25 protein-coding genes and 1 pseudogene are annotated in these 25,727 nt (G+C 52.2%); 8 read left to right on the top strand and 18 right to left on the bottom strand.

Translation table 11 applies throughout. From position 1 onward, the window contains the following. Positions 1–112: 112 nt before the first annotated feature. The 3 genes from DSCA_RS12790 to DSCA_RS12780 all read left to right on the top strand — a co-directional run bounded on the left by DSCA_RS12790 (position 113) and on the right by DSCA_RS12780 (position 3,831). Positions 113–610, top strand: coding sequence for a ferritin-like domain-containing protein (locus DSCA_RS12790; RefSeq protein WP_155316798.1), 498 nt, complete (start codon positions 113–115; stop codon positions 608–610). 355 nt (positions 611–965) lie between these two features. Further along, positions 966–3,167: a methyl-accepting chemotaxis protein gene (locus tag DSCA_RS12785; protein ID WP_167527747.1), complete on the top strand. Its 2,202-nt coding sequence runs from the start codon at positions 966–968 to the stop codon at positions 3,165–3,167. A 151-nt stretch (positions 3,168–3,318) separates the two neighbouring features. After that, positions 3,319–3,831, top strand: coding sequence for a tetratricopeptide repeat protein (locus DSCA_RS12780; protein ID WP_155316796.1), 513 nt, complete (start codon positions 3,319–3,321; stop codon positions 3,829–3,831). 77 nt (positions 3,832–3,908) lie between these two features. On the opposite strand, the gene DSCA_RS12775 is transcribed toward DSCA_RS12780, so the two are convergent. Then, positions 3,909–4,436, bottom strand: coding sequence for a class I SAM-dependent methyltransferase (locus DSCA_RS12775; protein WP_269434674.1), 528 nt, complete (start codon positions 4,434–4,436; stop codon positions 3,909–3,911). 484 nt (positions 4,437–4,920) lie between these two features. Here DSCA_RS12775 and DSCA_RS32550 point away from each other — a divergent pair. Further along, a pseudogene (locus DSCA_RS32550) lies at positions 4,921–5,886 on the top strand (adenylate/guanylate cyclase domain-containing protein). A gap of 168 nt (positions 5,887–6,054) precedes the next feature. On the opposite strand, the gene DSCA_RS12760 reads toward DSCA_RS32550, so the two are convergent. The 13 genes from DSCA_RS12760 to DSCA_RS12700 all read right to left on the bottom strand — a co-directional run bounded on the left by DSCA_RS12760 (position 6,055) and on the right by DSCA_RS12700 (position 18,254). After that, on the bottom strand, positions 6,055–7,140 hold the full coding sequence (locus tag DSCA_RS12760; RefSeq protein WP_155316792.1) for a transporter substrate-binding domain-containing protein: 1,086 nt from the start codon (positions 7,138–7,140) through the stop codon (positions 6,055–6,057). A gap of 249 nt (positions 7,141–7,389) precedes the next feature. Continuing rightward, complete coding sequence (locus tag DSCA_RS12755) at positions 7,390–8,286, bottom strand: transporter substrate-binding domain-containing protein (protein ID WP_231716469.1); 897 nt, start codon at positions 8,284–8,286, stop codon at positions 7,390–7,392. A gap of 62 nt (positions 8,287–8,348) precedes the next feature. Beyond that, positions 8,349–9,779 (bottom strand): Na+/H+ antiporter NhaC, encoded by a 1,431-nt coding sequence (gene nhaC / locus DSCA_RS12750; RefSeq protein ID WP_155316791.1) that lies wholly within the window; start codon positions 9,777–9,779, stop codon positions 8,349–8,351. Positions 9,780–9,830: 51 nt separating this feature from the next. Further along, positions 9,831–10,283: a universal stress protein gene (locus DSCA_RS12745; protein ID WP_155316790.1), complete on the bottom strand. Its 453-nt coding sequence runs from the start codon at positions 10,281–10,283 to the stop codon at positions 9,831–9,833. 216 nt (positions 10,284–10,499) lie between these two features. Next, on the bottom strand, positions 10,500–11,027 hold the full coding sequence (locus DSCA_RS12740) for an aminotransferase class III-fold pyridoxal phosphate-dependent enzyme (protein ID WP_269434673.1): 528 nt from the start codon (positions 11,025–11,027) through the stop codon (positions 10,500–10,502). A gap of 11 nt (positions 11,028–11,038) precedes the next feature. Further along, entirely contained in the window at positions 11,039–12,121 is a 1,083-nt protein-coding gene (locus DSCA_RS12735) for an NAD/NADP-dependent octopine/nopaline dehydrogenase family protein (RefSeq protein ID WP_155316789.1), read from the bottom strand. 344 nt (positions 12,122–12,465) lie between these two features. Then, positions 12,466–13,194 (bottom strand): amino acid ABC transporter ATP-binding protein, encoded by a 729-nt coding sequence (locus DSCA_RS12730; protein ID WP_155316788.1) that lies wholly within the window; start codon positions 13,192–13,194, stop codon positions 12,466–12,468. A gap of 57 nt (positions 13,195–13,251) precedes the next feature. Next, on the bottom strand, positions 13,252–13,920 hold the full coding sequence (locus tag DSCA_RS12725) for an amino acid ABC transporter permease (protein ID WP_155316787.1): 669 nt from the start codon (positions 13,918–13,920) through the stop codon (positions 13,252–13,254). 17 nt (positions 13,921–13,937) lie between these two features. Further along, on the bottom strand, positions 13,938–14,606 hold the full coding sequence (locus DSCA_RS12720; RefSeq protein WP_155316786.1) for an amino acid ABC transporter permease: 669 nt from the start codon (positions 14,604–14,606) through the stop codon (positions 13,938–13,940). A gap of 109 nt (positions 14,607–14,715) precedes the next feature. After that, entirely contained in the window at positions 14,716–15,510 is a 795-nt protein-coding gene (locus DSCA_RS12715; RefSeq protein WP_155316785.1) for an ABC transporter substrate-binding protein, read from the bottom strand. Between the two features lie 103 nt (positions 15,511–15,613). Then, positions 15,614–16,411 carry a formylglycine-generating enzyme family protein gene (locus tag DSCA_RS12710; RefSeq protein WP_155316784.1) on the bottom strand — a complete coding sequence of 266 codons (798 nt, stop codon included), beginning with the start codon at positions 16,409–16,411 and terminating at the stop codon, positions 15,614–15,616. 41 nt (positions 16,412–16,452) lie between these two features. Beyond that, positions 16,453–16,929 (bottom strand): Lrp/AsnC family transcriptional regulator, encoded by a 477-nt coding sequence (locus DSCA_RS12705; RefSeq protein ID WP_155316783.1) that lies wholly within the window; start codon positions 16,927–16,929, stop codon positions 16,453–16,455. 395 nt (positions 16,930–17,324) lie between these two features. Then, on the bottom strand, positions 17,325–18,254 hold the full coding sequence (locus DSCA_RS12700) for an SLC13 family permease (RefSeq protein WP_155316782.1): 930 nt from the start codon (positions 18,252–18,254) through the stop codon (positions 17,325–17,327). A gap of 447 nt (positions 18,255–18,701) precedes the next feature. On the opposite strand from DSCA_RS12700, the gene DSCA_RS12695 reads away from it, so the two are divergent. Next, positions 18,702–19,103: a BlaI/MecI/CopY family transcriptional regulator gene (locus DSCA_RS12695; protein WP_155316781.1), complete on the top strand. Its 402-nt coding sequence runs from the start codon at positions 18,702–18,704 to the stop codon at positions 19,101–19,103. After that, positions 19,090–19,905, top strand: a complete 816-nt coding sequence (locus tag DSCA_RS12690; RefSeq protein WP_167527746.1) for a M56 family metallopeptidase — start codon at positions 19,090–19,092, stop codon at positions 19,903–19,905. The genes DSCA_RS12695 and DSCA_RS12690 overlap by 14 nt, the downstream gene beginning before the upstream one ends. On the opposite strand, the gene DSCA_RS12685 is transcribed toward DSCA_RS12690, so the two are convergent. Then, positions 19,879–21,039, bottom strand: coding sequence for an IS4 family transposase (locus tag DSCA_RS12685; RefSeq protein ID WP_155316779.1), 1,161 nt, complete (start codon positions 21,037–21,039; stop codon positions 19,879–19,881). The two genes, DSCA_RS12690 and DSCA_RS12685, sit on opposite strands and share 27 nt — an antisense overlap. Positions 21,040–21,421: 382 nt before the next feature. On the opposite strand from DSCA_RS12685, the gene DSCA_RS12680 reads away from it, so the two are divergent. Continuing rightward, positions 21,422–22,123, top strand: a complete 702-nt coding sequence (locus DSCA_RS12680) for a hypothetical protein (protein WP_155316778.1) — start codon at positions 21,422–21,424, stop codon at positions 22,121–22,123. 125 nt (positions 22,124–22,248) lie between these two features. Then, positions 22,249–22,920, top strand: coding sequence for an Lcl C-terminal domain-containing protein (locus DSCA_RS12675; RefSeq protein ID WP_155316777.1), 672 nt, complete (start codon positions 22,249–22,251; stop codon positions 22,918–22,920). A 275-nt stretch (positions 22,921–23,195) separates the two neighbouring features. Here the strand turns inward: DSCA_RS12675 and DSCA_RS12670 are convergent, their stop codons facing one another. The 3 genes from DSCA_RS12670 to DSCA_RS12660 all read right to left on the bottom strand — a co-directional run bounded on the left by DSCA_RS12670 (position 23,196) and on the right by DSCA_RS12660 (position 25,444). Further along, positions 23,196–23,672, bottom strand: coding sequence for an Lrp/AsnC family transcriptional regulator (locus tag DSCA_RS12670; protein ID WP_167527745.1), 477 nt, complete (start codon positions 23,670–23,672; stop codon positions 23,196–23,198). A 165-nt stretch (positions 23,673–23,837) separates the two neighbouring features. Beyond that, the gene (locus DSCA_RS12665; RefSeq protein ID WP_167527744.1) at positions 23,838–24,755 is read right to left on the bottom strand and encodes an MBL fold metallo-hydrolase; all 918 of its coding nucleotides are present in this window, start codon (positions 24,753–24,755) and stop codon (positions 23,838–23,840) included. A gap of 38 nt (positions 24,756–24,793) precedes the next feature. Next, on the bottom strand, positions 24,794–25,444 hold the full coding sequence (locus tag DSCA_RS12660) for a flavodoxin family protein (RefSeq protein ID WP_155316774.1): 651 nt from the start codon (positions 25,442–25,444) through the stop codon (positions 24,794–24,796). Between the last annotated feature and the right edge of the window lie 283 nt (positions 25,445–25,727).

The raw sequence follows: 25,727 nt of genomic DNA, 5'->3' as shown, positions 1-25,727 counted from the left end.
CTCCGAAAAGGTGTCAAGATGATTTTGGCTTTCCTAAAAAATCAAGGAGGCTCGATAATCCTGCCCGTCAAGTGAGGGCTTGCCACGTTTTTAAATCAACAAGGAGGAACCAATGACGGAAAACACTACGCTGGATATTCTTAAAAATGCGATCCTGCTGGAAAAGCGGGGGAAAGCCTTTTACCGGACGGCGGCAGCGCAATCCACGAACGCTGACGTGAAAGACTTTTTTGAAACCATGGCCGCCGAAGAAGTCCAGCACGTCAAGATTCTTTCCGAGCAGTTCAAGGCGTTCAAGGAAACCGGCCGGTTCAAGGCACCGGACACCTCGGAAACGGGCACCATCTCGCATAATGTATTGACCCCGGAAGTCAAATCGCGCATTGCCGCCGCCGATTTCGAAGCCGCGGCCATTTCAGCGGCCATGCTCATGGAAGAACGGGCCATCGCCCTCTATGCCAACCGGGGAAAAGAGGCCCAGGACCCGGAAGAACAGAAACTCTACCAGTGGCTGGCCGACTGGGAAAAGGAGCATCTGGAATTCCTCGCCGCCATCGATGCCGAGCTAAAGGAACGCATCTGGAACGACAGCGGGTTCTGGCCCTTCTGATCCCTGGGGGCTCCCCTTCACCGATGTTTAAAGACGCAGCATTTATCCCCTGACGATTCCCCGTGACCGGTCACGGGGAATCGGTTCCTCCCCCGGGTTGCCCCATAGCATGCCGACGGCGCTTTACCTCCTTCCTTCTTTGGGCAGTGACATCCCGCAAATGATTCGAGGCCATCCGCGGCTAAACTTTTTTTTTCTTATGACGATAAAGGTCAGAAGGAAAATTAGTTTTGCCGATGATGTACACGGGGATGCGTTTTGACGCAGGGACCAGGCTGGCGACAATGAAAGCGCCTTCAGGCATGATGCCTTCGTCGTTTTGTAATCAAATGGACCCTTCACAAAGGAGATGGTGATGCTTTTCCGGAAACTGCGGTTAAAGGTCAGATTGCTGCTTTATGGTATTATATTGAGTTTTATCCCGCTGATTCTGACTTTCTCCATTTCCTTTTTTCAGGACATCCGTACCGGCAACATGGTTATTGAAGAGACGACCCGGATGGCCGTCTCCGACCTCGAGCATATCGTTAGCGGGGTCTATGCCACCTGCAATGCCGTCCAGGAGCAGGTCCAAAACGAAGTCAACACCGCGTTGAATGTGGCCCGTGACGTTTTCACCCAGCCGGGTGCCGTCGGGTTGTCAAGCGAGAGCACCCAATGGCGGGCCACCAACCAATACACCAAAGAAAATCAAACCCTATCGCTTCCGAAGCTGCTTGTCGGTGGCAACTGGATCGGCAAAACCGACGATATGAGGGTCGCATCCTCAATCGTCGACAGGGTCAAGGCCCTGGTCGGCGGGACATGCACCATCTTTCAGAAGCTCGATGATTCCGGCAGTATGCTCAGGGTGGCAACCAATGTGGTTAAAAAAGACGGCAAGCGCGCCGTGGGGACGTATATTCCTGCAGTCAACCCCGACGGCCAGGCCAACCCGGTCGTCTCCGCGGTTCTCGACGGCCGGACGTTCAAAGGCAGGGCTTTCGTGGTCGACCGCTGGTACATCACCGCCTATGAACCGATCTACGACAGCAGCAGGCGCATTGTGGGCATGCTCTATGTGGGCGTGCCCCAGGAAAGTGTTTCCAGCCTCAGAAAAGCGATCATGGACACCCGGGTCGGCCGGACCGGGTACATTACGGTCATCGACTCTGCAGGGAATTACGTGATCTCAAAAAATGGCGAACGGGACGGAGAGAATATCCTCTCTCATCAGTCCGCAGACGGCTCCTATCCCATCAAGCACCTGATCGGTGCCGCGCATCAGTTAGCTTCCGGGCAAAGCAGTGAAATCAGATACCGCTGGAAGAACAGCGACCAGGAGGGGGAACGGGAAAAAGTGTCGCGCTTTATATATTTTAAACCCTGGGACTGGATTATTATCGCCGGAGCATACGCCGATGAGTTCGAGGCCGTTATTCATAAAATTGACGCCATCAATCATAAAAAGGGAATCCTGCAGCTTTCTCTGATTGCTGCCGCTTTAACGGTGGTGGCCGCCATATGGTATTTTGTGGCCAAAAATATTACCGCTCCCCTGATCCGGGGCGTTGATTTTGCCAAGGCGATGGCCGCCGGGGATTTCACCCAGTCCCTCGAGGTGCGCCAGAAGGATGAAATCGGCATTCTGGCCCAGGCGCTTAACGGGATGGTGACCAATCTGCGCAAAATGTTGATCAATGTGGCAGACAGCACGCAAACGGTAACCGCTTCCTCCACGGAACTGTCGACCATCTCGGAGCAACTGGCCACCGGGGCACGGCAATCATCGGACAAGGCCGATACGGTTGCCCGGGCCACCGAATCGATGGACACCAGCCTGGGCAGCGTCGCCACAGCCTCCGAACAGGCCGCCGCCAATGTGCAAACCGTGGCCGCCGCCGCGGAACAGATGAGCGCCACCATCAAAGGCATTGCCGCCAACACCGAACAAGGAAGCATGATTACCCGGAACGCGGTAAAACAGGCCCGGAATGTGACCCGAAAAGTAAGTGAACTGGGGCGGGCGACCAGGGATGTCGGCAATATTACCGATACCATCGCTGAGATTTCCGAGCAGACCAATCTGCTGGCTCTGAATGCGACCATAGAGGCTGCCAGGGCCGGAGACGCCGGCAAGGGCTTTGCCGTCGTGGCCAACGAAATCAAGCAGCTGGCCAGTCAGACCGCCGACGCCACCCAGGAGATCAATCGCAAGATCAACGGCATTCAATCCACCACCCGGGATACGGTCGGTGAAATAGAACAGATCGTCCAGGTCATCAGTGACATCAGCGAAATCGTGACCACCATCTCATCGAACATGGAAGAACAGACCGCCACTACCGAAGAGATTGCATCCAATGTCAATCACGCGGTGCATGGCATCCAGGAGGTCAACAACAGCGCCGTTCATGGATCTCAGCTCTCGGGAACCATCTCCCGGGACATTATGGAGGTCACGCAGGCATCCCAGGAGGTGTCCCGCAACAGCTCCAAAGTTCATGAAAGCGCCGAAAACCTTTCCGCATTGGCCGAGAATCTGAATGCCAAACTGGCGCAGTTCAAGATAGGTTGAAAAAAGAGCCCGGAGCCTTATTGTTAACTATTACCGGATTTATTCGATAACACGCTTCAATCGCGCAAATGCTGCGGCTGGCCGCTGCCAGCGCAGGTAAACTCAGTGAACCATCATCTGAAATGATGTTGACATACAGGAGGACTCTCCAATGACAGAAACCCATACCGCCACACAATGGTTTGAATCGGGAATGACGGCGTTCGCCGAAACCCGATATGATAAAAGCATCGAACGGTTTACCCTGTCCATTGAACAGGACGCGGGGCAGGCCTTGACCCTGGTCAGCCGTGGCGCGGCCTATCTCAAGCTGGACATGCTCGACCGGGCGCGGGATGATTTCAGCCGTGCCGTCGAGATTGAACCCGGCTATGCCCGCGCCTATCACATGCGCGGGCTGGTGGGCGAGAAGCAGGGGGACGACCATGCCGCCCTGGCTGATTTCGACCGGGCCATTGAACTGAACCCGGAGTATGGCGCCGCCTATTACAGCCGGGCCACCCTGCACGCCAAGATGGCGCACACGGAAAAAGCACAGGACGACATCGCCATGGTGGCCCATCTGGGAAACCGGAACATGGCGTCCTTCATGAACGAGAACAACGTCTGGCAGACGCATCACATGCGTGTGGAGGACTGTTTGGAAACTGAGCTGGAGCGCTGATCGGCAGGCCAGTGCTTACCAATGAAAAAAGCCGTCAGGACAATGTCCTGACGGCTTTTTTCGATTCTGGACCGCCACTATTTAATTGCGATGGTGCAGTGAAAGACAGATGGGCCGAATCCAATCGATCGCGTCCTGATATCCATTGAAAATCCGGCATTTTTCACAAGCGTTTCGACATCGGAATGAGAATAAAACCGGAACACATCTGTGTCCAATCGACGCTTTTTCAGCTGGGCGATATCCTCGTAACCCAAAGCCAGCATTCCCCCCGGCTTTAAGAGACGCCCCATTTTCTTTATGGTGGCTTCGGGGGCCGTCCAGAAGTAGATCGTGTTGACGCTGCAGATTTTTTCAAAGGTCGCTGTATGAACCGGCATAGGGTCGACATTGCCCTGGTGAATGAAAACTTTGCTATGTGCAATGTGCTTTTGGTTTTTCCGCCGGGCAACCGACACCATCGAAGCCGAGAAATCGATGCCTTCCACGACACAGCCGTCAACGCGCCCGGCTATCCTGTCTACCAGTTTCCCGGTGCCGCATCCGACCTCGAGGATGTGATCACCGTTCTGTGGCGCAATGATGTCATAGACGAACCGATTCAGCCGTGTGTTGCCGATTCCTTCCCGAAAGGGCGGTGAACGTGCACGCTTGTCTTTGCCGGCGACGGGCGCGCCAAAACCCGTTTTCCCCCGACATTTGACAAGGGATGGCGCCGCAAGCTAATCTCAATCTGTCGATAAGCCGTGCCCATCCAAATCGTGCCAAATTGTCCGGTCATGCCGCGGCGATACGGCATCAGACTTGAAATTGTATTCGCAGGACGGCCACCGTGTGCCCGTGGCAACATTTCCCGCACGCCCTGCACGACCCAAACCGCTTGTTTACGGACGGACTCTGCTCCCTCTGGCTGCCGTTTTATGCTCTGCCGTCGTTAACGTTCAGGAAAAGGTGAGGTATGTCTGACCGAATACGTTTGCTGGCCATTTCCAACGCCATGATAATCGCCAATTTCCTGGCTGTCATGACGTCGCTGAGGATTCGGGGGCGGATTCTCATTTGGCCTTCGCCATCAACCTGGTGCCTTGGATGAACATCATCATTTTGCACTACTCGTCACTGCACCTCTCAGAAAGAGGAATGGATGCCGCCAGGGTGCTGTCAGATTTAAACCGGGTGGTGATTATCCAGTCGTTTGTCTTTATTGCCGCTGCACTTGTACTGACGCTGGTGGTGTCCGGCAACCTCAGCAAACCCTTTGGCGACATCATTCATGTGCTGCGCCGGGTGGCCAAAGGCTTCTACAACGAACGGGTGCGGGTGACGACCAGCGATGAAATCGGATACAATGGCGATGTGATCAACCGCATGACCGAAGGCCTCAGGGAGCGAGAGCGGATCAAAGACGCGTTCGGACGCCATGTGGCCAGGGAGGTGAGAGACGAAGTGCTGTCGGGCAGAATCCCCCTCGATGGCGAATTCAAGGATGTTTCCGTGCTGTTTGCGGACATCCGGGATTTTACCCCCATGACGGAACACAATGATCCGAAAATGATCGTGAAGATCATGAACGCCTATTTCAAGGAGATGGCCGAAGCCGTGCAGGCACATGGTGGCCTGGTGCTTCAGTTTGTCGGAGATCAGGTCTATGCGGTTTTCGGTGCGCCCATACGGCGGCGGCGTCATCACACTAGTGCCTTTAAGGCCGGCATGGAGATGGGCCGGCGCCTGAAGGCGTAGAATCGGTCTTTCAAAGCCAAGGGCTATCCCCGGCTCAGGCACGGGATCGGCGTTCATTCCGGGACGGTGATCGCTGCCACTATCGGCAGCCCTGACCGCCAATCCTACCTGCTTGTGGGTGACACCGTCAATTTGGCATCCCGCCTCCAGGATCTGACCAAAAAGGTCGAGACGGAGATGCTGATTTCCGCACAGACATACGCCCACGTCCGGGAGACGGATCGCGGAAACGCTATTTTTGAGAAAATGGAGCGTATGGCGATCCGGGGAAGAAAAGAACAGGTTGAAGTGTATGCCCTTTTGCAGCCCGGTTAACGGCGGTTGGCCATACTCGAAAACGGCCCCCGGGGATTCGTGTGAAATCGTGCCAACGCATGACGAATGGGTTGAATGCCAGGCGGCTCAAGATATTGCGGCGGATCAAGAAATAAGCCTCAGCCCCGATAGTTGAGGCAGGCAGGTTGGCGTTAAGATGTCGCGACGCTAGTGTGAGCCGAACCATTTATTGTGAAGTTTATCATATGTGCCGTCATTTCTTAGCTTCAAAAGGGCCCGATTAACCGATTCACGAAGTTCGCTTCCTTGAGGGAACAAAAAACCGTAATACTGAATATCAAACAGCGGGCCGACGACCGAAACCTTTCCCGCCCCTTTGTTCCTGGCATAGTAGAGGATGGTTGGCGAATCGAAAACGACTGCATTCACTTCGCTGTTCAAGAGTTTCTCGTAGGCCTGGTCTATGGTCCTGGCTGGAACGACAACGGCGCCTAATTTTTCAAGTGCCGGTACGCTTGTTGTTCCTTCAACCGTTGCAACCCATCTGTCCCGAAGATCCCAGTGACTGGTGATGTCAGAGTGAAGTGTCTGCAGCGTTATTGCCGAAGACAGTTGCGCAATCGTCCATCCAAAAATCCCGATTCCGATAATCATTACGAGAAAAGCCATCAGCCGGCCAACCCAGCTGCGAGGCACAATGTCCCCGTAGCCGACAGTGGTCATGGTCACCAGAACATACCAATATGCTTGAAATATCCCTGGAAAATAGCTGGTGCTGATATACTTGTGCCCTTTTTCAACCCACCAAAAAACATGACCGCAAATAATGATAAACAACCCGATATAAGCGAAGGCCTTGAATACGATTGGTGAGTAAATGGATTTTACGGATTCGGCCAGGCTGAATTTGGTCTTGTTCAAGACCATGATACGCAAGCCGGAATCCATGTAGTGGTGGGAAAAGTCGATGATTTTTTCGCGCTCGTTGGTAATGGTGATGCATGATAATGCGACGTCTGCATGACCATCGACCAAATCCCTGAAGATACCCTTCAGATCGGTCTCATGATATACATATGCCAATCCTAAATCTTTGGCGATCTCTTCCCACAGCTCAATGTCAAAACCGGTAAAACGGGTCTCTTCAGACATGACACAAGGCGGTGTTATCTCGACATCTACCGTCAAAACGGTCTCTTTGGGTTGAGCCCGATCGGCGATGCCAACCATCAGGACACAAAGTGCGCAAACAAGAAGGACAGACTTTCCCCGGTGTTTTCTGTCTTCTCCCATTTTTCTATCGCTGTTTCCGGAAAGTCGAAAGAATGCGACTGCGCTATGGCCTTGAATCCGATAACCGGTGCAGTGGAAACCTCGCAGCAACTGTTATCGCTGCTGCGAGAATCAACCCCTTTGTTCCATTTCATCGAGCGTATTGGAACCATGCGGTACCATTACGCCGCCTGCCGTGTTATCGCGGTGTCGATGGCACCGAAGGGCAAAATCCAACCCAAAGGCGTCAATCCCGCAGTCGCCCGCAGTTTATCGCACGAATCGATGCCACGTCGAGCTGAGAAACCACTTGAAATAAATCTGATCGAAGCGGCCATCGGCTTTCAACCGGGCTAAAAAACCATTTAAGAATTTCATGAAATCCGGGTCGTTCTTGCGTATCGCCCAGGCGATGGGCTCTTCGGTAAAGGGTTCGTCCAGAAAGACCAGCTCATTCGATGGATGTAAGGCGCGGAACACGGCATTGAAAGGAAAGTCATAGACAAAAGCGTCCGCCGTGCCTTCCAGCACCCGCATGGCACCCTCGATTTCCGTATCCGCGGTCTCATAGGCGGCCTTGGGAATCAGGCGCTGTACCGCCTCTTCACCGGTCGTACCGGGTTTGGATACCACGACAAATCCGGGATTATTCAGGTCTTTGTATGACTGAACGGTTTCCTTGTGCCTGGCATTCAGCAGGATTGTCTGTCCCACGGTCATAAACGGATCGGCAAAATCGACCTTTTCCTTGCGTGATTCGGTAACGGACATCCCGCCGAAAATGATATCGAAGCGGCCCAGATTCAGGGCCGGAATGATGCTGGGCCACATGGTGTCGACAAACACCGGTTTGACCCCCAACGCCTTGGCCATCTCAATTCCCACATCGATGTCGAACCCCATCAGGCTGAGTTGCCGGCCCCTGCGCCGAGTCCCTCCGTGCCGGATCGCTTTCTGGCGAAGTCCGCTGCGTTTGTCGATCATTTCAAACGGCATATAGCCCACTTCCAGGCCGATGCGAAGTTCACCCCGTTTTAGAATACCCTCCAAAGCTGAGCCTTTTGAGAACGCCACGTCTGCGGCAGGCGCGGGCGCAGCCCCCAGCCCCAGCCATATCCCTGACAGAATCAAGGCAATGATTGCTTTACAGCAGCTAAGCATACCCATGTCCTTTTCTCCTTTATCCCTTTATCCCCGTGGCGGCGAATCAACAGCAGCGTACCCGTGTTTTAAACGGCACCTTGCTCGGCCGTCATGCCGGGCAGTTCATCTTCTTCCTCCAGGGGATCGATGGTGATATTGAGCCAGCCGTAGAGCATGGACACTATCGGAGAAATCCAGCAGAAGAAATTGAACGGCAGATAGGCGATGGTGGCCACCCCCAATGTGGCGGCCATGTAGGCACCGCCCGAGTTCCAGGGCACCAGGTTGGCCGTCACCGTGGCGCTGTCCTCGACGGCCCTGGACAGGTTCTTTGGGTGCAGGCCCTTGTCTTTGTAAGATTGGGCGTACATCTTGCTGGTCATCACGATGGCCATGTACTGTTCGCACAGGATCAGGTTGGATCCGATCGCGGTCAGGACGGTGGCTGTAATCAGGGAACCGGTGGACTCGGCCTTTTTAAGGATGACGTTGACAACGACGCGCACCTGGTTGGTCTTTTCCATGATGCCGCCGAACATCATGGCGCAGATCACCAGAGACACGGTGTACATCATGGATTCGAACCCGCCTTTGGTCAGCAGGTTGTCAACCGCCTCCACACCACTGCTGCTGGTATAGCCGCCATAGGCTGCCGACAGCAGGTCGCCGAAGGTGTTGCCCTGGAAAATCGCCCCCAGAAAACCGGCCGCCAGTATGCCGATCACAATGCCCGGGACCGCCGGAATCTTTCGAAACGCCAGTACAATGATAATCACCGGAGGAATCAGCAGCAGCGGATTGACGCTGAATTGCGCATCGATGCCAGACAGGATCTGATTGACTTTTTCCAGATTCGCCTGGCCGCCGCCGTAGAAAAAGCCCAGTACGATTTCGATGACCAGGGTCAGCGCGTAGCTGACACCGGTGGTATAGGCCATGTGCTTGATATGCGTATACAGGTCGGTGCCCACCATTGCCGGCGCCATGTTGGTGGTGTCGGACAGGGGTGACATTTTGTCGCCGAAATAGGCCCCGGAAAGCACCGCGCCGGCAACGACCGGCAGTGGAAATCCCAACCCTTCGCCAATACCGATCAGGGCGATGCCGATGGTGCCGGCGGTGCCCCAGGACGTCCCCGTGGCCAGAGAGGTAATCGAACAGATGATCAGGGTTGCCGGCAGGAAAATTTTCGGATGCAGTATTTTCAGGCCGTAGTACAGCAGGGTGGGAACCACCCCGCTCAATATCCAGACACCGATGAGAATACCGATAATGGCCAGGATCACGATGGCCTGGAGCGAATTGGTGATGCCGTTGAGCATTCCGGTCTCGATTTCTTTCCAGCTGAAACCGGCCTTGAGACCGACTACGGCGGCTACGAGCACACCGAGCAGGATGGGGACATGGGCATCGGTTTCATAGCGCACGATCGCCAGGCTGATGAAAACAATCAACCCCAGAATCGAGATCAATGCCTCCCAGAAATAAGGATCGCGCTTTGTCCGTTTGGTTTCCATGGTTTTCCTCCCTTTAATCTTAGGGTGAGACGAATGGCGTTTGCTTTCGGCTTATTTGACCAGCATCACGGGGACACTGGCCAGTCTGGAAACTTTTTCTGCAACCGAACCGAAAATCACTTTCTGCACCGGGGTCCCCGTGCCCATGATGATGAGGTCGATCCCCTCGGATTTCACATAGTTTAAAATCTGCTTGTAGTGGGTTCCGGAGACCACGGCCCTGTTGGCAACCTGGATGTCGCTCAAATACTTCTTGTGAAACGCTTTGAGCTTCTGTTTCGCCTGGGACAGAACCTGGCTTTCGAAGTCGCTGGCAATGCGCTTGAAGTCCGGCTCCGGGGGATCGGACACGTAGGTGTCCACGAACCAGTCGAAGCGACGCAGCACATGCAGCAGATGGACCTGTGCGCCGAGTTGTCGCGCCAGGGTCACCACATAGGGGGCGACCTTGGGTGAAATGTCGGTGAGTGCGACGGGGTAGAGAATGCTCTTAAAATCTTCCATAGCAGCCTCCTTCTGGGTGGGCGGTTTTTATTATGCGTGTCCGGATCGTGGAACGTATGAGCTAAAACCAGAGTTCGAGAATGATCGCGTCTTCCCGGATAGATCTCAGGGAATTGCCGATGACAGGCCCTTCAGGTACGGTCTGTAAGATCGAAGTGAGCTGTTGCCCATCCATAAATGGCCAATTTGTCCGATATCTGCGTTGCGCTCAAAATTTTATCCTCGGAGTATCAGCCATATGCCTGCGGTAAAATTTTTCGCGCGCCTTGATCTCGACCCAAATTGCCTGTTTCTGGATGAACACGAGCTGTAATCCAAAGCTGTGTTCAGGAAAGTGGGCGGTGTACCCCCCGGTTGACGGTTTGCGAGGCATCCAACCGGCCGGCAATGGGGAAGGGTACACACACCACCGGTAACGATAACGCAATCAAGCTGAAAGATCCAGATGTCTTTGCCGCTGACCCGGTCGCCGATATTCGGCGCCAGGGCGCCGGTGCGGGTAACGGCACAGGCCGGGGGATTGCCTCCGGAAGTGCTGCCATGCTCACCGGGGATCAAAACTCCCGGGACTTCTGAATTGGAGAGAACGGCCGAAACGGGACAGAAGCCACCCGACAGGGCTTTGCCGGTCAGGGTGGCATCCGTCTCGGCATCCTCATGACAATCAACAGGCAGTTGTCCTGTGCGGCCGAGCCCGGTCTGGATCTCGTCGAAAATCAGGGTGGCCCGGTGACGGCTGCAAATTTGTGAATTTACTACGCCAGCAGTTCTTCCAATTCCTTCGCGTCGTGTCCTGAAAGTCCCAGCGATTCCATCGTACGGAGGGCTTCGCCCACATAATCCCGGTTCATCAGCTGGGAAGCCAGGGTGATCACGGCCGACATGACCGGTGTCGCTACCCCGACCTGTTCCCCGAGTTTCTGGAGAAACACCAGGCCGTACCCCACATCCTCGTTGAAATACCGGTAATCCAGACTGGGCTGGGCTTTGACCCCCGCGAACCCCGGTGCGTTGTTAAATCCGGTGTCATAGGTGGCTTCGGTCATATAGCCCTGGATGACGCCCAGTTCCGGATCGGGAATGACCGTCACGCCCAGTTTGTTTCCTATGGCGATCCTTTCCTTATCCACCGCTTCGACCAGCCTGCCAACCGCCGGGGTGACGCCTTCGTGATAAAAATCGAAATCCCCCCGGGTGCGTTCTATGTGGGCGACATTCATGAGGGTAATGGCCGGGTGAATGACCGGATTGCCGTTCTGCAAGCTGGTCTGGAGGATGTTCCTGGCTGCACACATTGCCGGGTACACATCTTTTATCCGCGCCAACACGGAATGGGTGTTTTTCGCCGGAACGGCCGCCAGAAACAGTCCGCCGCCGAGCTTGTTGAAAATACGGATTTTACCGGGTTCGAGCAGTCGCACCGCGTAGGGCAGTGTCGAGGTTTCTGCCACAAGGACACCCTCATCCCGAAGATCGCGTCCCGCTCCGTTTTTGAACTCGATGGCACCCCCGCACGAACTCGGGCAGACGATAACGATCTGCCCTTTCCTGAGGTGCGGCCTGCAAGCTTCGGCAAAGGGCCTGGTGCTGTAGGCCGGACCAACGGCATAGATGATGTCCGCCCCATCCAGGGCTTTTTCAATGTCGTGTCCGGCATAGGCCACCGGTTGAAACCCTTCAAGTTCACCCTCGCAGTGGATGCCGCCATTGTCCCGGACCGCCCCGATACTTGCAGGAAATTGTTCAAAATCAAACAAGGCAACCTGATGCCCATAGGCCGCACAGTCGAATGCGACCGCGCAGCCTCCATTTCCCGAGCCTAATACCGCGATTTTCATATTGGTGTCTCCTGGTTTTTTTTCAGTGAATTGGTTCACTTCGTTTTTTAATCCGTCTTTTACAGCGTCTTTGACCCAATTTCCATTAACCGGTCGTTCAACCCCCAATACATTTGCACAACAGCCATGTATCAGCGTCGACGCACGGATATGGGTAAGCCGTTTATCAGCACTGATTTCGTGAAGACCCAAATCAATGGGAAATAACCATTTAATGGATCCTGAATCTGTTGGAAACAAAAAAAATTATTCCGGCCCAGCAAGGCGAATCCGTATGAAAATGAGTCCCGTTTTCCTGAAATTAAGATAAAGCGCCCCGAATCGGGTTTTAACTGAACAACCCGTCAGTGGGTCAGAATCGATTTCAGGAAAAATTTTCCCCGATCGGTTTGGGGATTGGTAAAAAAATCGTCCGGAGGCGCCATTTCTATGATTTGCCCCTCATCCATGAAAACGACCCGGCTGGCCACTTCCCGGGCGAATCCCATCTCGTGGGTGACCACCATCATCGTCATGCCCTCTCTGGCCAGTCCGCGCATCACATCGAGAACTTCATTGATCATTTCCGGATCCAGAGCCGATGTGGGTTCATCGAAAAGCATGATCTTGGGTTGCATGCACAAGCCCCGCGCAATCGCCACGCGCTGCTGCTGTCCTCCTGAGAGTTGGGCCGGATAGTGATCGATCCGCTCCTCCAGTCCCACCCGGACGAGCATCTCACGGCCGAGTCTTTCAGCTTCATCCTTGTTCATTTTCCTGACTTTGACCGGCGCGATGATTGTATTCTGCAACGCTGTCATGTGAGGATAGAGGTTGAAGGACTGAAAAACAAACCCGATATCCGCCCTGACTTTGGTCATATTGATCTTTTTGTCATGCACCGCCATGGAATCGACGACAAGTTCGCCTTCCTGGATGGGTTCCAACCGGTTGATACATCGAATCAGGGTGCTTTTGCCCGATCCGCTGGGGCCGCAGACCACCACCACTTCCCCTTCAGCAACCTCCAGGTCGATATTTTTCAGGACGTGAAGGTCCCCGTACCATTTGTTTACATTCTTGAAAGATATCATTGCGCTATTCCCCTTCTGACATGCACCGTTTCCGACAACACCGTTGCATAGACCGCTTTAAAGCTTGGTTGACACAACCGTCATGCGCCTTTCCAGGTAGCCTGACAGATTAATCAACGGATAGCAGATGGCAAAATACAAAAGCCCGACAAGGCCGAACACCATCAACCCTTCCGGAATGCGCTGCACCGTCAGCCAGCCGACTCTGGTTATATCGACCACGCCAATTGCCGAGACAACGGATGAATCTTTCACCAGGAGAACATACTGTCCCACCAGAGGCGGCAAGATCGAACGCATGGCCTGGGGCAGGACAATGTACCAGAGCTGTTGAAACGGAGACAGTCCGGCGGCGGTCGCCGCTTCACTCTGCCCTTTGGGCACGGCAATGATCCCTGAGGCGACGATTTCGCAGATAAAACTGGCCGTTAAATTGCTCAATGCGATAACCGCTGCGGAGAACGCCTCAAGTTCTATGCCGGCGCTGGGCAGAATAAAGAAAATGATGAATACCTGCACCAGGAATGGTGTTCCCCGAATTAGGTCTACCCATGCACCGATGATGGTTCGGAGAATCCTGTTTTTACCGGCCCTGAAGATGCCACAGATGAATCCGATGACGGTCCCTGCCAACAGGCTCAGCCCGGAGACGGCGACGGTCATCCAAAGGCCTTCGAGAAAAGAGGGTAGGCTGCGTATCAGTTCGTTAAAATAGAAACCCCACATATTTCATTCCTCGCATCTCAATGCGCTTCCCGAAAAATCAGCTTTTTTTCGGACCAGCCCGAGAAAGCCTTGAGCATGTAGTAAATGATCAGATAAAAAACGGCCGTGGTCAGAAACCCTTCAGCAGGCATGAATCGCTCCGATGTCAGCAGCTGGCCGGCCCTCGTCAATTCCAATATCGAAATCAGCGAGAGCAGCGACGAGTCTTTTACCAAAACGATGGCTTGCCCCAGCATGGGCCGGATCGTCATCCCCAGTGCCTGGGGCAGGATGATATAGCGCATCCGCTGCAGATAGCTGAAACCGGAAGCAATTCCGGCTTCGATCTGCCCGGAGTGAATGGCCTGGATACCCGCCCGAATGATTTCGGCGTAGTAGGCACCGCTGTTCAGGGTCAGGGCAATCACCCCGGTGACCCATTCGGGAAGCATGACCCCGAAAGTCGGCAGGCCAAAATAGAAAAAATAGAGCTGCGCCAGAAGTGGGGTGGAGCGGATGCTTTCGATGTAAACACCGGCTGCGCCGGACAGGAGCCGTGAATGGCTCAGCCGCATGGCGCAGGCGGCGATTCCCACCAGTATCGCGCCAAACAGCGACAAGGCAGACAGCCAGAGGGTGGCCAAAAAGCATTGCCCATAGGTTGGCATGTATTCCAGGATGGCTCTGAAATTGAAAGCTTCAAGCATATCTTTAGCCCTTAATTTCCCAGTCAGGGATTCGATTTGGCGGAGATGTGAGCCGGAGCACCCGGCTCACATCGGTAAACTGCCACCCGCCCGTGAAGTAAAAGGCTGCTTAATGATCTTTCTTCCAGTCCAGTGAATTGACCCAGTAGTCCAGATTCTCATCAAGACTGCCGTCCAGCTTTTTGTGCAGGAAAAACAGGTTGAGCCAGTTTTTAAGATCGGGAGAATCATATCGAACGGCAAAGGCCAGCGGGGACCGGGACAACTGGCCTTCCAGAATCCGGACGCTGTTGGGCGGGAAATTGGATATCTGGCTGCGAACAGATGAACCGTCGTTCACCGCGGCCTCGACGTGTCCGGCAATGACGGCATTGATCAACAGCGGGCCGCCGCCTTTATACGTCTTGTATTTTGCATCCGGAAAAACTTTTCTGGCGTCGCTTTCACCGGTCGAGCCCAGAAGCACGGCCATCTTTGTCCCGGCCTTAATGTCTTCCAGTGTTTTGATCGGGCTGTCCTGTTTCACGAACACCACACTGCCGACATACATGTACGGGTCGGTAAACGCGATTCTCATGGCCCGTTTCAGCGTCGGTGTCATGTCGGCGGCGAGCATGTCAGCCTTCTTTGAAAGCAGGGCCGGAGTCAGGCCGTCCCAATCATAATTGAGGTATTTGACCTTGACCCCCATTTCCTTGGCAATCAGATTGCAGAGCTCGACGGAACTGCCGGTTCGGTCGCCATTTCTGTCCACAAAGCTGAATGGCGCGCCCTGCGTCTGACAGGCGATGCGGATTTCTCCCCGCTTTGAAATTTCGTCGAGGGTTCCCGCCGAGGCCATGCCCCAGGAACCGAGAACGAGAACCGCCGCAGCCAACACCGAAACGAATTTAAACTTTTTCATTTTCCCTCCCGTTATCCAGTATCCGTTCACATTGCATTTAACATGATGAATTTATTCCGGTGACCGTACCACCTCCCCCCGGGCGTGAGTCGTGCGTTCATTATTATTGGGCCATGCACAACCTGAAACCGATATGTTGGAACCGGTAATGCGGAGGGCTCCCAAAACGGCTTGCACACCGGGCATCACGGGCCGGGCTGTACCAGACGCCGCCACGCATCACACGGTAGGAACCTTTCCTGGGCCCTTTCGGATTGACCACCTCATCGTCCGGATAGGCCCCAAACCAGTCATGGCACCATTCCTGGACATTCCCGAGCATGTCGTAGAGTCCCCATGCATTCGGCTTTTTTCCAGCGACCGGCTTAATCAGGTTTTGGGAGTTCCCGCAGTACCAGCCGATGGCATCCAGGTTGTCGTCAACACCACATTGGAGGCTGCTGATACTGCCGTTGGGAAACGCCGTTGTACTTCCCGCCCGGCAGGCATATTCCCATTCGGCCTCGGTAGGCAGCCTGTATTTATCGGTTCCTTCTATCTCGTTCAGCTTTTGAATAAATTGCTGCACATCCTCCCATGAAACCTGCTCCACCGGACAGTTGGCCCCGCATCCGATATGGCTTGAAGGGTTTTTTCCCATCAAGGACACCCATTGTTCCTGTGTCGTCTCGGTCGTCTGCATGTAAAAAGGTTTCGTCAGGTTGACGGGATGTAATTTTTCGCCGGCATACCGTCCAGGCTCCTCTTCGGGGCTTCCCATCATAAATTTGCCGGGTGTTATGAGAATAAATTTCATCCCCAGGCTGTTGGTAACGGACGCTTCTTCCTGGCCGGCGTATCCATTGGATGCAATGCACAAAAGGATCATGGCGAATTGAATGGCGATAATTATTTTTTTCATTATCTATCCCCTCCACCGTATGATTACTGATTGACCTTCGGTTAGATTTCTCGCACACCTTCAGGCAGGCGCAGCCACTTCTGCCTGGATTTCATGATGATAAACGATTCACTTCTGACAACATTGCCGAGCTTTAGGATCGTTTCCGTTGTAAACTGGTATAATTCCTTTCTTCCCCCCACACAGACAACCTCGGCAATGATGTCATAGCGCCCGGCGACCACTCCTGCCCAGGTAACATTGGGGAGCTGGGATATCTTGTCTAAAATCTTATCCAACTGTCCTTTGGATTGAATGCTTATGGCGACCAAAGCGGTGATCATGTCCGGATGCTGGTCGGGATCGACAAGCCCGGAAACCTTGAACAACCCTTTTTCTCCGAGAATCTTGATTCTGTTTCGAATGGTTGGCGCCGTTACATTGAGCTTTCTGGCCATCTCGCCAATCGGCATGCGCCCGTCCTCGGTCAGGAGAGCGATCAATTCATTGTCCAAGACATCAAGTATTTTCTTATTCAAAAATTAGCCTCTTTTATATTTTCTTTTAAGAAACTTTAACCTGTATAGTTTCATCATAAAAAATTGTCAACGCTTAAATTTATCTTTTAGAAAAATGTAATGATTATAATTTTTAAAAATGCTCCGAACGGGGCGAGGTCATTTTCTTTTTTTGGAATTGCAGCTGGTGAGGTGAGCCGGTGCAGGATCAGGCGCCGAATAGCCAAAAAACAGTCAAACCCTTCGCCCGTCCCTGGTTTGCGGTTGAATGATCTTGTTGAATAAGCCTTTTAAACCGCTACCCGTCGTTTGAATAGGTTGTTATCTGCTTTTCACCGGTGAGTTGTCCGGATCAATGTCCCAACGGTCGGCTACGCCGGGTTTGAGACGCCCGCGATTGTCATAATAGGCGGCTACTATCGTGGCGATAAAAAAAGCCATTGTGAGAGAAATAATTGAACTGCCGGAACCAAGGGCTGCCAGGACACCTTTTTCCGGGCCCCCCCCGTCCCTAAAAACATACCTAATATCATAACGATCAGAATGATGACCGGAGTAATCATGTTCCAGACCGTAGGTTGGGAATCTTCCGGTAGTTTGATGGCAACCTCTTTTCTGATCGGCTTAGCACCGTCGGCAATCAGTTTGCCTTCTTCGTTAGCCCTTCGTTCCGCTTTGCTCATCGGACCGAAATCCTTGCCGAAATATGCGATCAAAAATACGAGCAGAATACACCCGATCAAATAAAACATATAGGGTATGCTGGATACAAAAGCATTAAACGGATCGACCGGGTGGGATGCTTCTTCAAATTGATCCGCTATGAGACCCACTAAAAAGGCACCCCATGCAGTTATTGGCAGTAATGCAGGAACGGCGGCACTGGTCGAGTCGACGATATAAGCCAGCTTTTCCCGGGAAATCTTCAACTTATCTGTAATGGTTCTGAAGATCGGTCCAACAATAACCGCGTTGCTTGAGTCACTGAAGAAAACCACCAGTCCTCCCGCCCAGGCGGTAAGCTGTCCCTGTTTCCTGGTTTTGATTTTCTTGCTCAAGGCATCAGCAAACGCATGGGCGCCTCCCCCTCTTTCGATCATGGCTGCGAAAGCTCCGACAAGCATGAGCATGATGAGAACCGAAGCATTCCAACTGTCTCCCAGTGCCTTGAAAATAAAAACGCGGAAAGTCTCAATCCATCCCATGACGGGGTTCCATCCGGCTGCCATTGTGGCCCCAACCCAGATACCGGCAAAAAGAGACAGCAATACCTGTTTAGTAATCACGGCCAAAATAATCGCCAACAAAGGCGGCAATAATGAAAGAATGCCATAATCCATTTCCATGACGAGTCCCTCCTCTACTAAGTTTTATTGGGTTGGCGTACATATAACAGCGAATCATTCAGCCCGTGATTCAGAGTCCTTCCAGAAATTGGCAAATTTGTTCGAGATGCGACACGCGAGAAATAGTACCGCAGGCGTATGGTTGATATTCGAGGGATAAAATTTTGAGCGGAACGCAGATAGCTGGCGAATTGGCAATTTATGGGTGGGGACTATCCAGGTGCATCATGAATTTTTTACCTATCGCTTCGCAGTCAGGCTGAAATCCAATGATGTTGTTCGTGATTTTGAAACTTGCTGAAAGGCCATCCTTCGCCGTGCGAACCATACAACGACAAAGCGTCAACTTCCGGTAAAAAGGCTTGACATTCTACCTTGGTTATATATATATTCATTTATAATCGTTACAATGTAACAGTTAAATTAACTATTAGCATTGAGGTGCTCATGACCAAGAATCCACCCATGCCGGATTTGACCAAGGCGGAATTTAATATCCTGAGAATCATCTGGAAAAACGGAAAGCTCAGTGTACGGGAAGTTCACGATCAAATAACCGCTGCACATGACTGGGCCTATTCCACAACCAAAAACATGATGGACCGGATGGTCCGAAAGCAGTTGCTGGCAAGGGAAAAATTCCACGGTGTTTTCCTATATCGCCCGCTCATATCCCGGCCGACGGGATTTACCCGGATCGTCCAGTTTTTTGCGGACCATGTCCTGGAACTGGACTACGGGGAGGTCGTGGCCCTTTTTTCCAGGAGCAAGGTCCTGAAGGCGGAGGAGGTCCGGGAATTGGAAAAGCTCCTGGCGGATGAAACGGAGGCGCGCCATGATACCTCCTGACCCAATCGCCCAAACAGTTCTTGCCATCCTGGCGCGGCAATCTTTCTATGCGCTTGTCCTCTTCCCCCTGATCTGGGCAATGGTAAAATGCTGCCGGGGAAGATATCCCCGCTGGCAGCACGCTTTGTGGCTGCTGGTCCTGTTGCGTCTGCTGCTGCCGCCTGATATGGCCGCGCCCTGGAGTGCCAGCCGGTTGATTCGGTCTGTTCCCCCACGTGCGGTTCCGCAGCAAAACATAGCCTTTCCAACTGGATCCCATCTTTACCAGGGACACCAAAATCCGACCTCCGCCTTTATATCCGGCACAGTCCTGTCTGAGGTCCTCAATCCCTCCTGGGGTGGCGCGACGGTTACCAGCAGGTGGGTCGCGGTCCCGACTCCAGCCGTGTTGAAGTCGCTCCGCCTTGTTGTCTTCTGCACCTATTTCACAATTGTCACCTCGCTGCTGGTGCTGTTTCTTCGCACACGCCGTCGATATCGGAAATTTGTATGGCGGGGAGAAACGTCTCAGGATCCCGCTGTGTTAACTATCGTCAACACCTGGCGCAGGCGATTGCATATCCATAGAGCGGTGAAAGTAAAGACCGTCATATCAAAGACGCCCGCCTATACCATAAGGCGCTTTCGGCCTGTAATCATACTGCCGGAGCATCTGATCGCCTCGTCCGGGCATGCTGCCCTGGAATCAATCCTGGCCCATGAACTGGTGCATGTGAAACGTTGGGACGATCTTGCAATCTGCCTGCAGGAGTTGGTAAAAATCAGTAATTTCCGGTTAAGTTTTTGCATTAACTTCTCGTAATTGTTGTTCTTTGGAATTTGAATCAGGCGGCTTATCATACATGCTCGCGCGTAATTCATTTTGTATTTTTATGCGTAGTTGGCGAACGCGTTTGATTGAAACCCGCTCGTTAAATTCGCGATGGCAATAGATCGCCAACAACAAATAGGTGATCAGGCCGGCCAGAATTTGCACCATCAGTCCATGCTCGCTTCTGGCGATGAGATGATAGACTTTCAGGTGCCGTTTCCACCAAGCGAAAAAGTTTTCGATGTCCCAGCGAAGCTTATACGCAGCAGCGATTTGTTCGGCGGTTAAGTCGACACGATTGGTGGCGATCCAGTATTTGACACGATCGACTTCGTATCCTACCAGGCGCAACGGTTCTTTGGTTCGATTGATTTCAGTAGTTCCCAGAATAACGATGGCATCAAAAAAGACGATGCTACCAGGGGCAGTCGGGCTTTCCCTAATGATCGTTTTTTTAGTACTGGCCTTGATCCGGCACATAAACGATTTTCTGTCGCGCTGCCATTGGTCAAAGTGTTTGTGGCTTTGGTAACCGCGGTCCATAACGCCGGTTTGTCCTTCGGAAAGGATTAAGTTGACGAAAGGTCTTTCGGCACCTTTACCATCGGTAAGATAAATCCTTCTTGGAATCGCCTGATTCAGGTCAAAACCGACATGGACCTTGGCCTTTTTTGATTTTTTACGATAGTCGGCCCAGTGCATGGATAAGGAGGCATTGATCAGGGAACCATCAATGCCCATCAGATTGCCAAGTTCGGGATGTTGTTTGGGTAAAATTTCAGCGGCCTGGGCTTGCAGGTTTTGAAAGACATGCATGAACTGTTCAAGCCCCCGGCTGTTGGTGGCCTCTGAAAAGCTGCTTTTTTTGATTCCGTTTTCCGGTGCGATTTCACTTTTGGCAAAATCATCTTCTTCGAGAACTTGCAGCAGATGTTGAGCGGAGTGATGTTCTTCAAGGTGAAAGTAAACAAGCGCCCGCAGATGTTCTTCAAAAGTCATCTGCAAGGGTCGGTTACCTTTTGAATTGAGAGCTGGCATCTGTGATGTTGCCTTTATCGCTGGTCGAAAAAGAGAATGAAATTCGAACTTGCAACCTTTTTGGAAGGGCTTGAATGTGCGCGGCATGCATAACCTCCTGTAATAGTAGGATATACAAAAACGCCGCCCACATTAGCGACCCTATGTCAAGTAAAAAATACCTTTAACCTGCTGAATTTAAATTATTTTCATGCAATTTCTTAACCGGAAATTACTGGGTAAAAATCGTCTATTTCTTCCACCCTGTTGTCTGGTTTGCCATGTCCCGTCTCAGATGGACACGGGAAGCGATATGCGATGGAACGGTTCTCTTCCACGGAACCCTCTCGCCCAGGACCTATGGCCAACTATTGATCGCATTCGGTCGAAACCAATCCTTTCGGGAGCAGTCTTCCCGGCGTTGGCGGTGTTCACATCCACTGCCAGGGGGATGGCCTTTCGCCTCAGACACATCAAAAAGGAGGACTATATGAAATCAAATCCATTCATTGTCTATCTGGCGGCCCTGATTCTGGGATCGTTTCTATTGCCCATGGCACCGATGGCATCGTCGAGTCAGGGGAACATCGCGCAGGAATTGCAAGCGTCCCGAATTCAAGGTCCAAAGCGCAGCCAAATTGACGACAATGCGCTGGTTCAGTACATCTTGAAGTGTGTCCAATGCCAAAACCCGGAAGAAGTGTCGCGTATAATCTGGGGAGATCACATTAAAGAGGGGGCCCAGGAGGCTGATTTCTCACGGCTCGCCTCAGCAACAGACTGTGACATTGTCGCAAACATTGGAGACGGCCAGAAAGTCTATGTCTTCTACCTGCTCTCCGGTTCGCGAAAAGGCGTGTATCGCCCCAATTTTCACTTCATCATGGAACGGAACAAGTTGAAGCTCGTTTTTAATAGTCGCAACCTGTCGACGTATATTACAGAACGCTCAAAAGTAAATGGACGCTATGAGATCGAAGAAGGATGGAGAGCCGATATATTAAACGGGATCGATGACGACCGTGTCAGCCTGGCATGGGGCTCTACGGTGTGGTTTTGGTCGGGCACACACTATCTTAGGGCCTATACAGATTATACAATTCAGGAGGCAACCGACCCGTCGCTGTTGGGAACCCAAAGAGAATGGGAAAAGGATAATCGATCGGTTTATGAAGCTGCATCTCGAAAATAATTCTACCATTCATCGAAGCAGCAGGCCGTATTTTCCATCGCCTATGGAGGTTCGGTCAGAGCCGGCATCGTCAACGTGCCGCATCGAGCACCATCGGAATAAAATAGGGCCATGGGGATTGATCGATGATAACCAATGCCCTCAGACTGGCTCGGAATACTGTTTTCGCATTTTTTGTCTTTTTGCTGCCCGGCAGTGGTGCATATGCCGATGAAAACAGTTCGCTGTCAAATTCTCAAATCGACGGGGAATGGGGCGGAATCGTAAACCCTTATAATTCTGACTGCTATGATTGGAAAGGGGACCGTCTGCCATGTATCTTTCATCGACAGTATGCGCTACTATTGCTGGATGAAGCCATCCCCATTTCCCGATTTATAGACAATAATGATGGCACCGTGACCGACACGCTAACAACCCTCATCTGGTTAAAAAATACCAATTGCTTTGGAATGCTGGATTGGAAGAGCACTTCGCATGCGGTCGCATCGCTAAAAGACGGTGACTGTGGCCCGAACCCGGATCTTGTCCTCTCTGACGGATCATCCGCCGGCAACTGGCGATTGCCGTCAATGAGAGAACTATGCACCCTTATCGATTATAGCAGGAGAGATCCTGCCTTTCCCGTCGACCATAAGTTTTCAGCTGTCCCAACGGGCTACCATTGGTCGGCGACAACGCTTGATTCTCATTCCGGAATGGCCTGGATAGTATACTTCGAATCCGGCACCACTTGCTATGAAGGCGTCACAAATAAGGCCGGGCATATTTTACCGGTTCGCAGGACCATGGAATAAACAGGCAATTGGTACCCCCGGTTTTTAAGCCCTGACACCTGTTGTAATTCCAACTCCGATGATTTTCCTGGCGGGTTCTGGTTTCGCAGGGATGACGCATAACGCAGAGATCGGCTTTTTACGAATCCGTTAAATTTACATGATAGATTTTGCGGTTTTTTCTTTGCCGAAAGCAGCAAAGCTGGTGTGGGACCTGAAAGTAACAGCCAGAAATTTTGTGAAATGCGAATTCCGGTTTTAACCGCAGGCCGGAAGTTCTCATCTCGATATCTCAATTATATATTCCCCACATCCTTGGGGAGGCGCAGCCAGTTTTGCCTGGATTTCATGATGATAAACGATTCACTTCTGACAACATTGCCGAGTTTCAGGATCGTTTCAGTGGTAAATTGATACAGTTCGTTTCTTCCTCCTACGCAGACAACCTGTGCAATGATGTCATAGCGTCCGGCAACAACCCCTGCCCAGGTAACATTCGGGAGCTGGGATATTTTATCCAGAATCTTATCCAACTGTCCTTTGGATTGAATGCTCATGGCGACCAAAGCGGTGATCATGTCCGGATGCCGGTCGGGGTCGACAAGACCGGAAACCTTGAACAACCCTTTATCCTCGAGAATCTTGATTCTGCTTCGAATGGTCGGCGCGGTCACATTGAGCTTTTTGGCCATCTCACCAATCGGCATGCGCCCATCTACCACCAACAGTTGAATTATCTCGTTATCCAGGGTGTCAAGAATCGTTCTGTCCAAAATCACTCCCTCGCTGAATGTATGGTCAAAAAATATAAAGCTGGATAATTTCATTAATAAAAATAGTCAATACCAATGTCGACTGTTTTAGAAATTAACGGCTTGATTTTTTATGCCGAAGAGCCAATTTCACCTGCATCCGGGCATTATATCGTTAAGGGGCGTTTACGAGGGGTGAGCATTGTCAGTGCAGCGGTCTTCGATGCTTCTGCGAACCAGCAGATCCACGCAGAGCCGAATGTTCTCCGGGGTATAGGTCCGCAGGTGTTCGCGATAAAATCTATCGAACAGCATTTGCTTGAGGTCGGACAGCTTCCTGCCCTTGGCCACCCCCGACACAATCTCTTCCCGGATATTTTGAGCTGCAGAAAGCGCTCGTGAAAAAACGGCCTTCACATCTTTTCCCTGCCAGATGCGCTTGTGCGGAAATGCCAGGACCTCGGCCGGATATTTCGCCAGCTTTTCGATGGTTTCCATATATGGCCGATAGGTGTGAAAGAATACCGGAAAGATCGTATCTTCGGAAATTGGAAATCCAAGGGCATCTGAGATGAAAAGCACACGGTCCCTTTCGAACCAGGCAGCCAAGCCGCAGGGACTGTGGCCCGGTGCAGCGATCAGTTCCAGGTCTCCACCGCCTTTCAGTGCAATTCGATCACCACCGCTGACGGTTCGATCAACGGGAATCCGGTTTGGCTGGGGCGATCGGCCGGCAGGCGCTTCGGACAACCCGGTTTCGAAACGCCCGGGGAGTTTTCTGTCCTGATCAAAAAACCCGGCGACAACTTTCGGATTGTCCAGAACCCTGGCAGCCGCAGGCGAAGCGAGGACTTTGGCATCAGGGAAATGCCGTTTTAACTCGGGAATGCCGCAGACATGATCGAAGTGGGCATGCATCGCCAGCAGTTTTTCAGGCCCCTGCCGGGCCGAATCCGATAGCTGTTCGGCGAAATCCCTGACGCTGGATGTCACACCGCACTCGATCAGTACCTCCTGGTATTCACCGACCAGATAATGTCGGAAATGATCGTTTCCAAAGACGGTCACATGGTCGGTCAGTTGCTCAGGAAAAGACCTGTTCATTGTTGTGCCCATTTCATTATTATGCTGGTCCTGGTAATTCAAGGCCGGCCCCCATTGATCAACGCCGTCAGTTCCAGCGCGCGGGAAAGGCGGGCCCTTGCCGATTCAATACCTGCTCGATCCTGTTTTATACCGATACGAATGGAGGGATCAAACCTGGCTTCGCCATGTCTGCTGGAGACAGCTGACGCTCCCATGGGACTGATGCAGGAGTGGACTGTGGCCGGGATCATGTCCAATGTATAAAATGCATACAGATGTGAAAGGTGTGTCGTTTCCATTCCGCCATGCCTTAACCAGGAGACACCGGCAGTGATTCCAATTTTGTTTCGCAGGTTTCCTCCGGCGATGTTCCCGAATATAAAAACCCGCAGCCTGTCCATTAAGGTCGCCATCATTCCGCTGGTGCGCATGAAGTAAACAGGGCTGGCCAACACGATGATATCGGCACGTTCCAGTTTCTCGAATACCAGCTGTGCGTCATCTTTCAGTGAACAGTATCGTCCCTGTTTCTGTTTTGCGAGACAAAAATTGCAGTGCACGCAATTTTTGATTTCAATGGTGGATAGGTTGATCGTTTCCGCATCGAGTCCTTTTTCTGAAGCCGAATCCGTGATCGATCCCAGAAACTTGTCTGCGTTCCCATTTTTTACCGGGCTTCCAGATATCCCGATGATTTTATACGGCATAACATTCCCTGACGAATTTGGACGGTGGTTTTTCCCCTGAACCGTAATCGACGACTTCACGCATTGTCTGTTTATGGTCTATCGCCATGAGTTTGGATGTTACGGGTTATGCAGCAATCTCATTGCGGTAGGCCCTTGTTACCTTCCTTACCGTTTTCCCCAGCTGATGACACAGGCAATCTTCAAATGGCATTTACCCCTCTTTTCTTTGTCGGAAGAAGCACTGTCATCTGATTAACATGCTGATAGTTATAACGCAAACTATGTTGGCTTTATGGAATAC

Source organism: Desulfosarcina alkanivorans, from assembly GCF_009688945.1.
In the GTDB taxonomy this organism is placed as follows: Bacteria; Desulfobacterota; Desulfobacteria; order Desulfobacterales; family Desulfosarcinaceae; genus Desulfosarcina; species Desulfosarcina alkanivorans.
This window is presented reverse-complemented; position numbering and strand designations above follow the sequence as displayed.

Bases quoted from the DNA above. Each gene is read 5' to 3' on its own strand.
- DSCA_RS12785 (WP_167527747.1), top strand. From the start codon at position 966: ATGCTTTTCCGGAAACTGCGGTTAAAGGTCAGATTGCTGCTTTATGGT.
- DSCA_RS12665 (WP_167527744.1), bottom strand. From the start codon at position 24,755: ATGAACAGGTCTTTTCCTGAGCAACTGACCGACCATGTGACCGTCTTT.
- DSCA_RS12675 (WP_155316777.1), top strand. From the start codon at position 22,249: ATGATAACCAATGCCCTCAGACTGGCTCGGAATACTGTTTTCGCATTT.
- DSCA_RS12680 (WP_155316778.1), top strand. From the start codon at position 21,422: ATGAAATCAAATCCATTCATTGTCTATCTGGCGGCCCTGATTCTGGGA.
- DSCA_RS12745 (WP_155316790.1), bottom strand. From the start codon at position 10,283: ATGGAAGATTTTAAGAGCATTCTCTACCCCGTCGCACTCACCGACATT.
- DSCA_RS12735 (WP_155316789.1), bottom strand. From the start codon at position 12,121: ATGAAAATCGCGGTATTAGGCTCGGGAAATGGAGGCTGCGCGGTCGCA.
- DSCA_RS12760 (WP_155316792.1), bottom strand. From the start codon at position 7,140: ATGGGAGAAGACAGAAAACACCGGGGAAAGTCTGTCCTTCTTGTTTGC.
- DSCA_RS12710 (WP_155316784.1), bottom strand. From the start codon at position 16,411: ATGAAAAAAATAATTATCGCCATTCAATTCGCCATGATCCTTTTGTGC.
- DSCA_RS12725 (WP_155316787.1), bottom strand. From the start codon at position 13,920: ATGTGGGGTTTCTATTTTAACGAACTGATACGCAGCCTACCCTCTTTT.
- DSCA_RS12715 (WP_155316785.1), bottom strand. From the start codon at position 15,510: ATGAAAAAGTTTAAATTCGTTTCGGTGTTGGCTGCGGCGGTTCTCGTT.
- DSCA_RS12700 (WP_155316782.1), bottom strand. From the start codon at position 18,254: ATGGAAATGGATTATGGCATTCTTTCATTATTGCCGCCTTTGTTGGCG.
- DSCA_RS12730 (WP_155316788.1), bottom strand. From the start codon at position 13,194: ATGATATCTTTCAAGAATGTAAACAAATGGTACGGGGACCTTCACGTC.
- DSCA_RS12690 (WP_167527746.1), top strand. From the start codon at position 19,090: ATGATACCTCCTGACCCAATCGCCCAAACAGTTCTTGCCATCCTGGCG.
- nhaC (WP_155316791.1), bottom strand. From the start codon at position 9,779: ATGGAAACCAAACGGACAAAGCGCGATCCTTATTTCTGGGAGGCATTG.
- DSCA_RS12755 (WP_231716469.1), bottom strand. From the start codon at position 8,286: ATGGGTATGCTTAGCTGCTGTAAAGCAATCATTGCCTTGATTCTGTCA.
- DSCA_RS12780 (WP_155316796.1), top strand. From the start codon at position 3,319: ATGACAGAAACCCATACCGCCACACAATGGTTTGAATCGGGAATGACG.
- DSCA_RS12790 (WP_155316798.1), top strand. From the start codon at position 113: ATGACGGAAAACACTACGCTGGATATTCTTAAAAATGCGATCCTGCTG.
- DSCA_RS12720 (WP_155316786.1), bottom strand. From the start codon at position 14,606: ATGCTTGAAGCTTTCAATTTCAGAGCCATCCTGGAATACATGCCAACC.
- DSCA_RS12660 (WP_155316774.1), bottom strand. From the start codon at position 25,444: ATGCCGTATAAAATCATCGGGATATCTGGAAGCCCGGTAAAAAATGGG.
- DSCA_RS12695 (WP_155316781.1), top strand. From the start codon at position 18,702: ATGACCAAGAATCCACCCATGCCGGATTTGACCAAGGCGGAATTTAAT.
- DSCA_RS12685 (WP_155316779.1), bottom strand. From the start codon at position 21,039: ATGCCGCGCACATTCAAGCCCTTCCAAAAAGGTTGCAAGTTCGAATTT.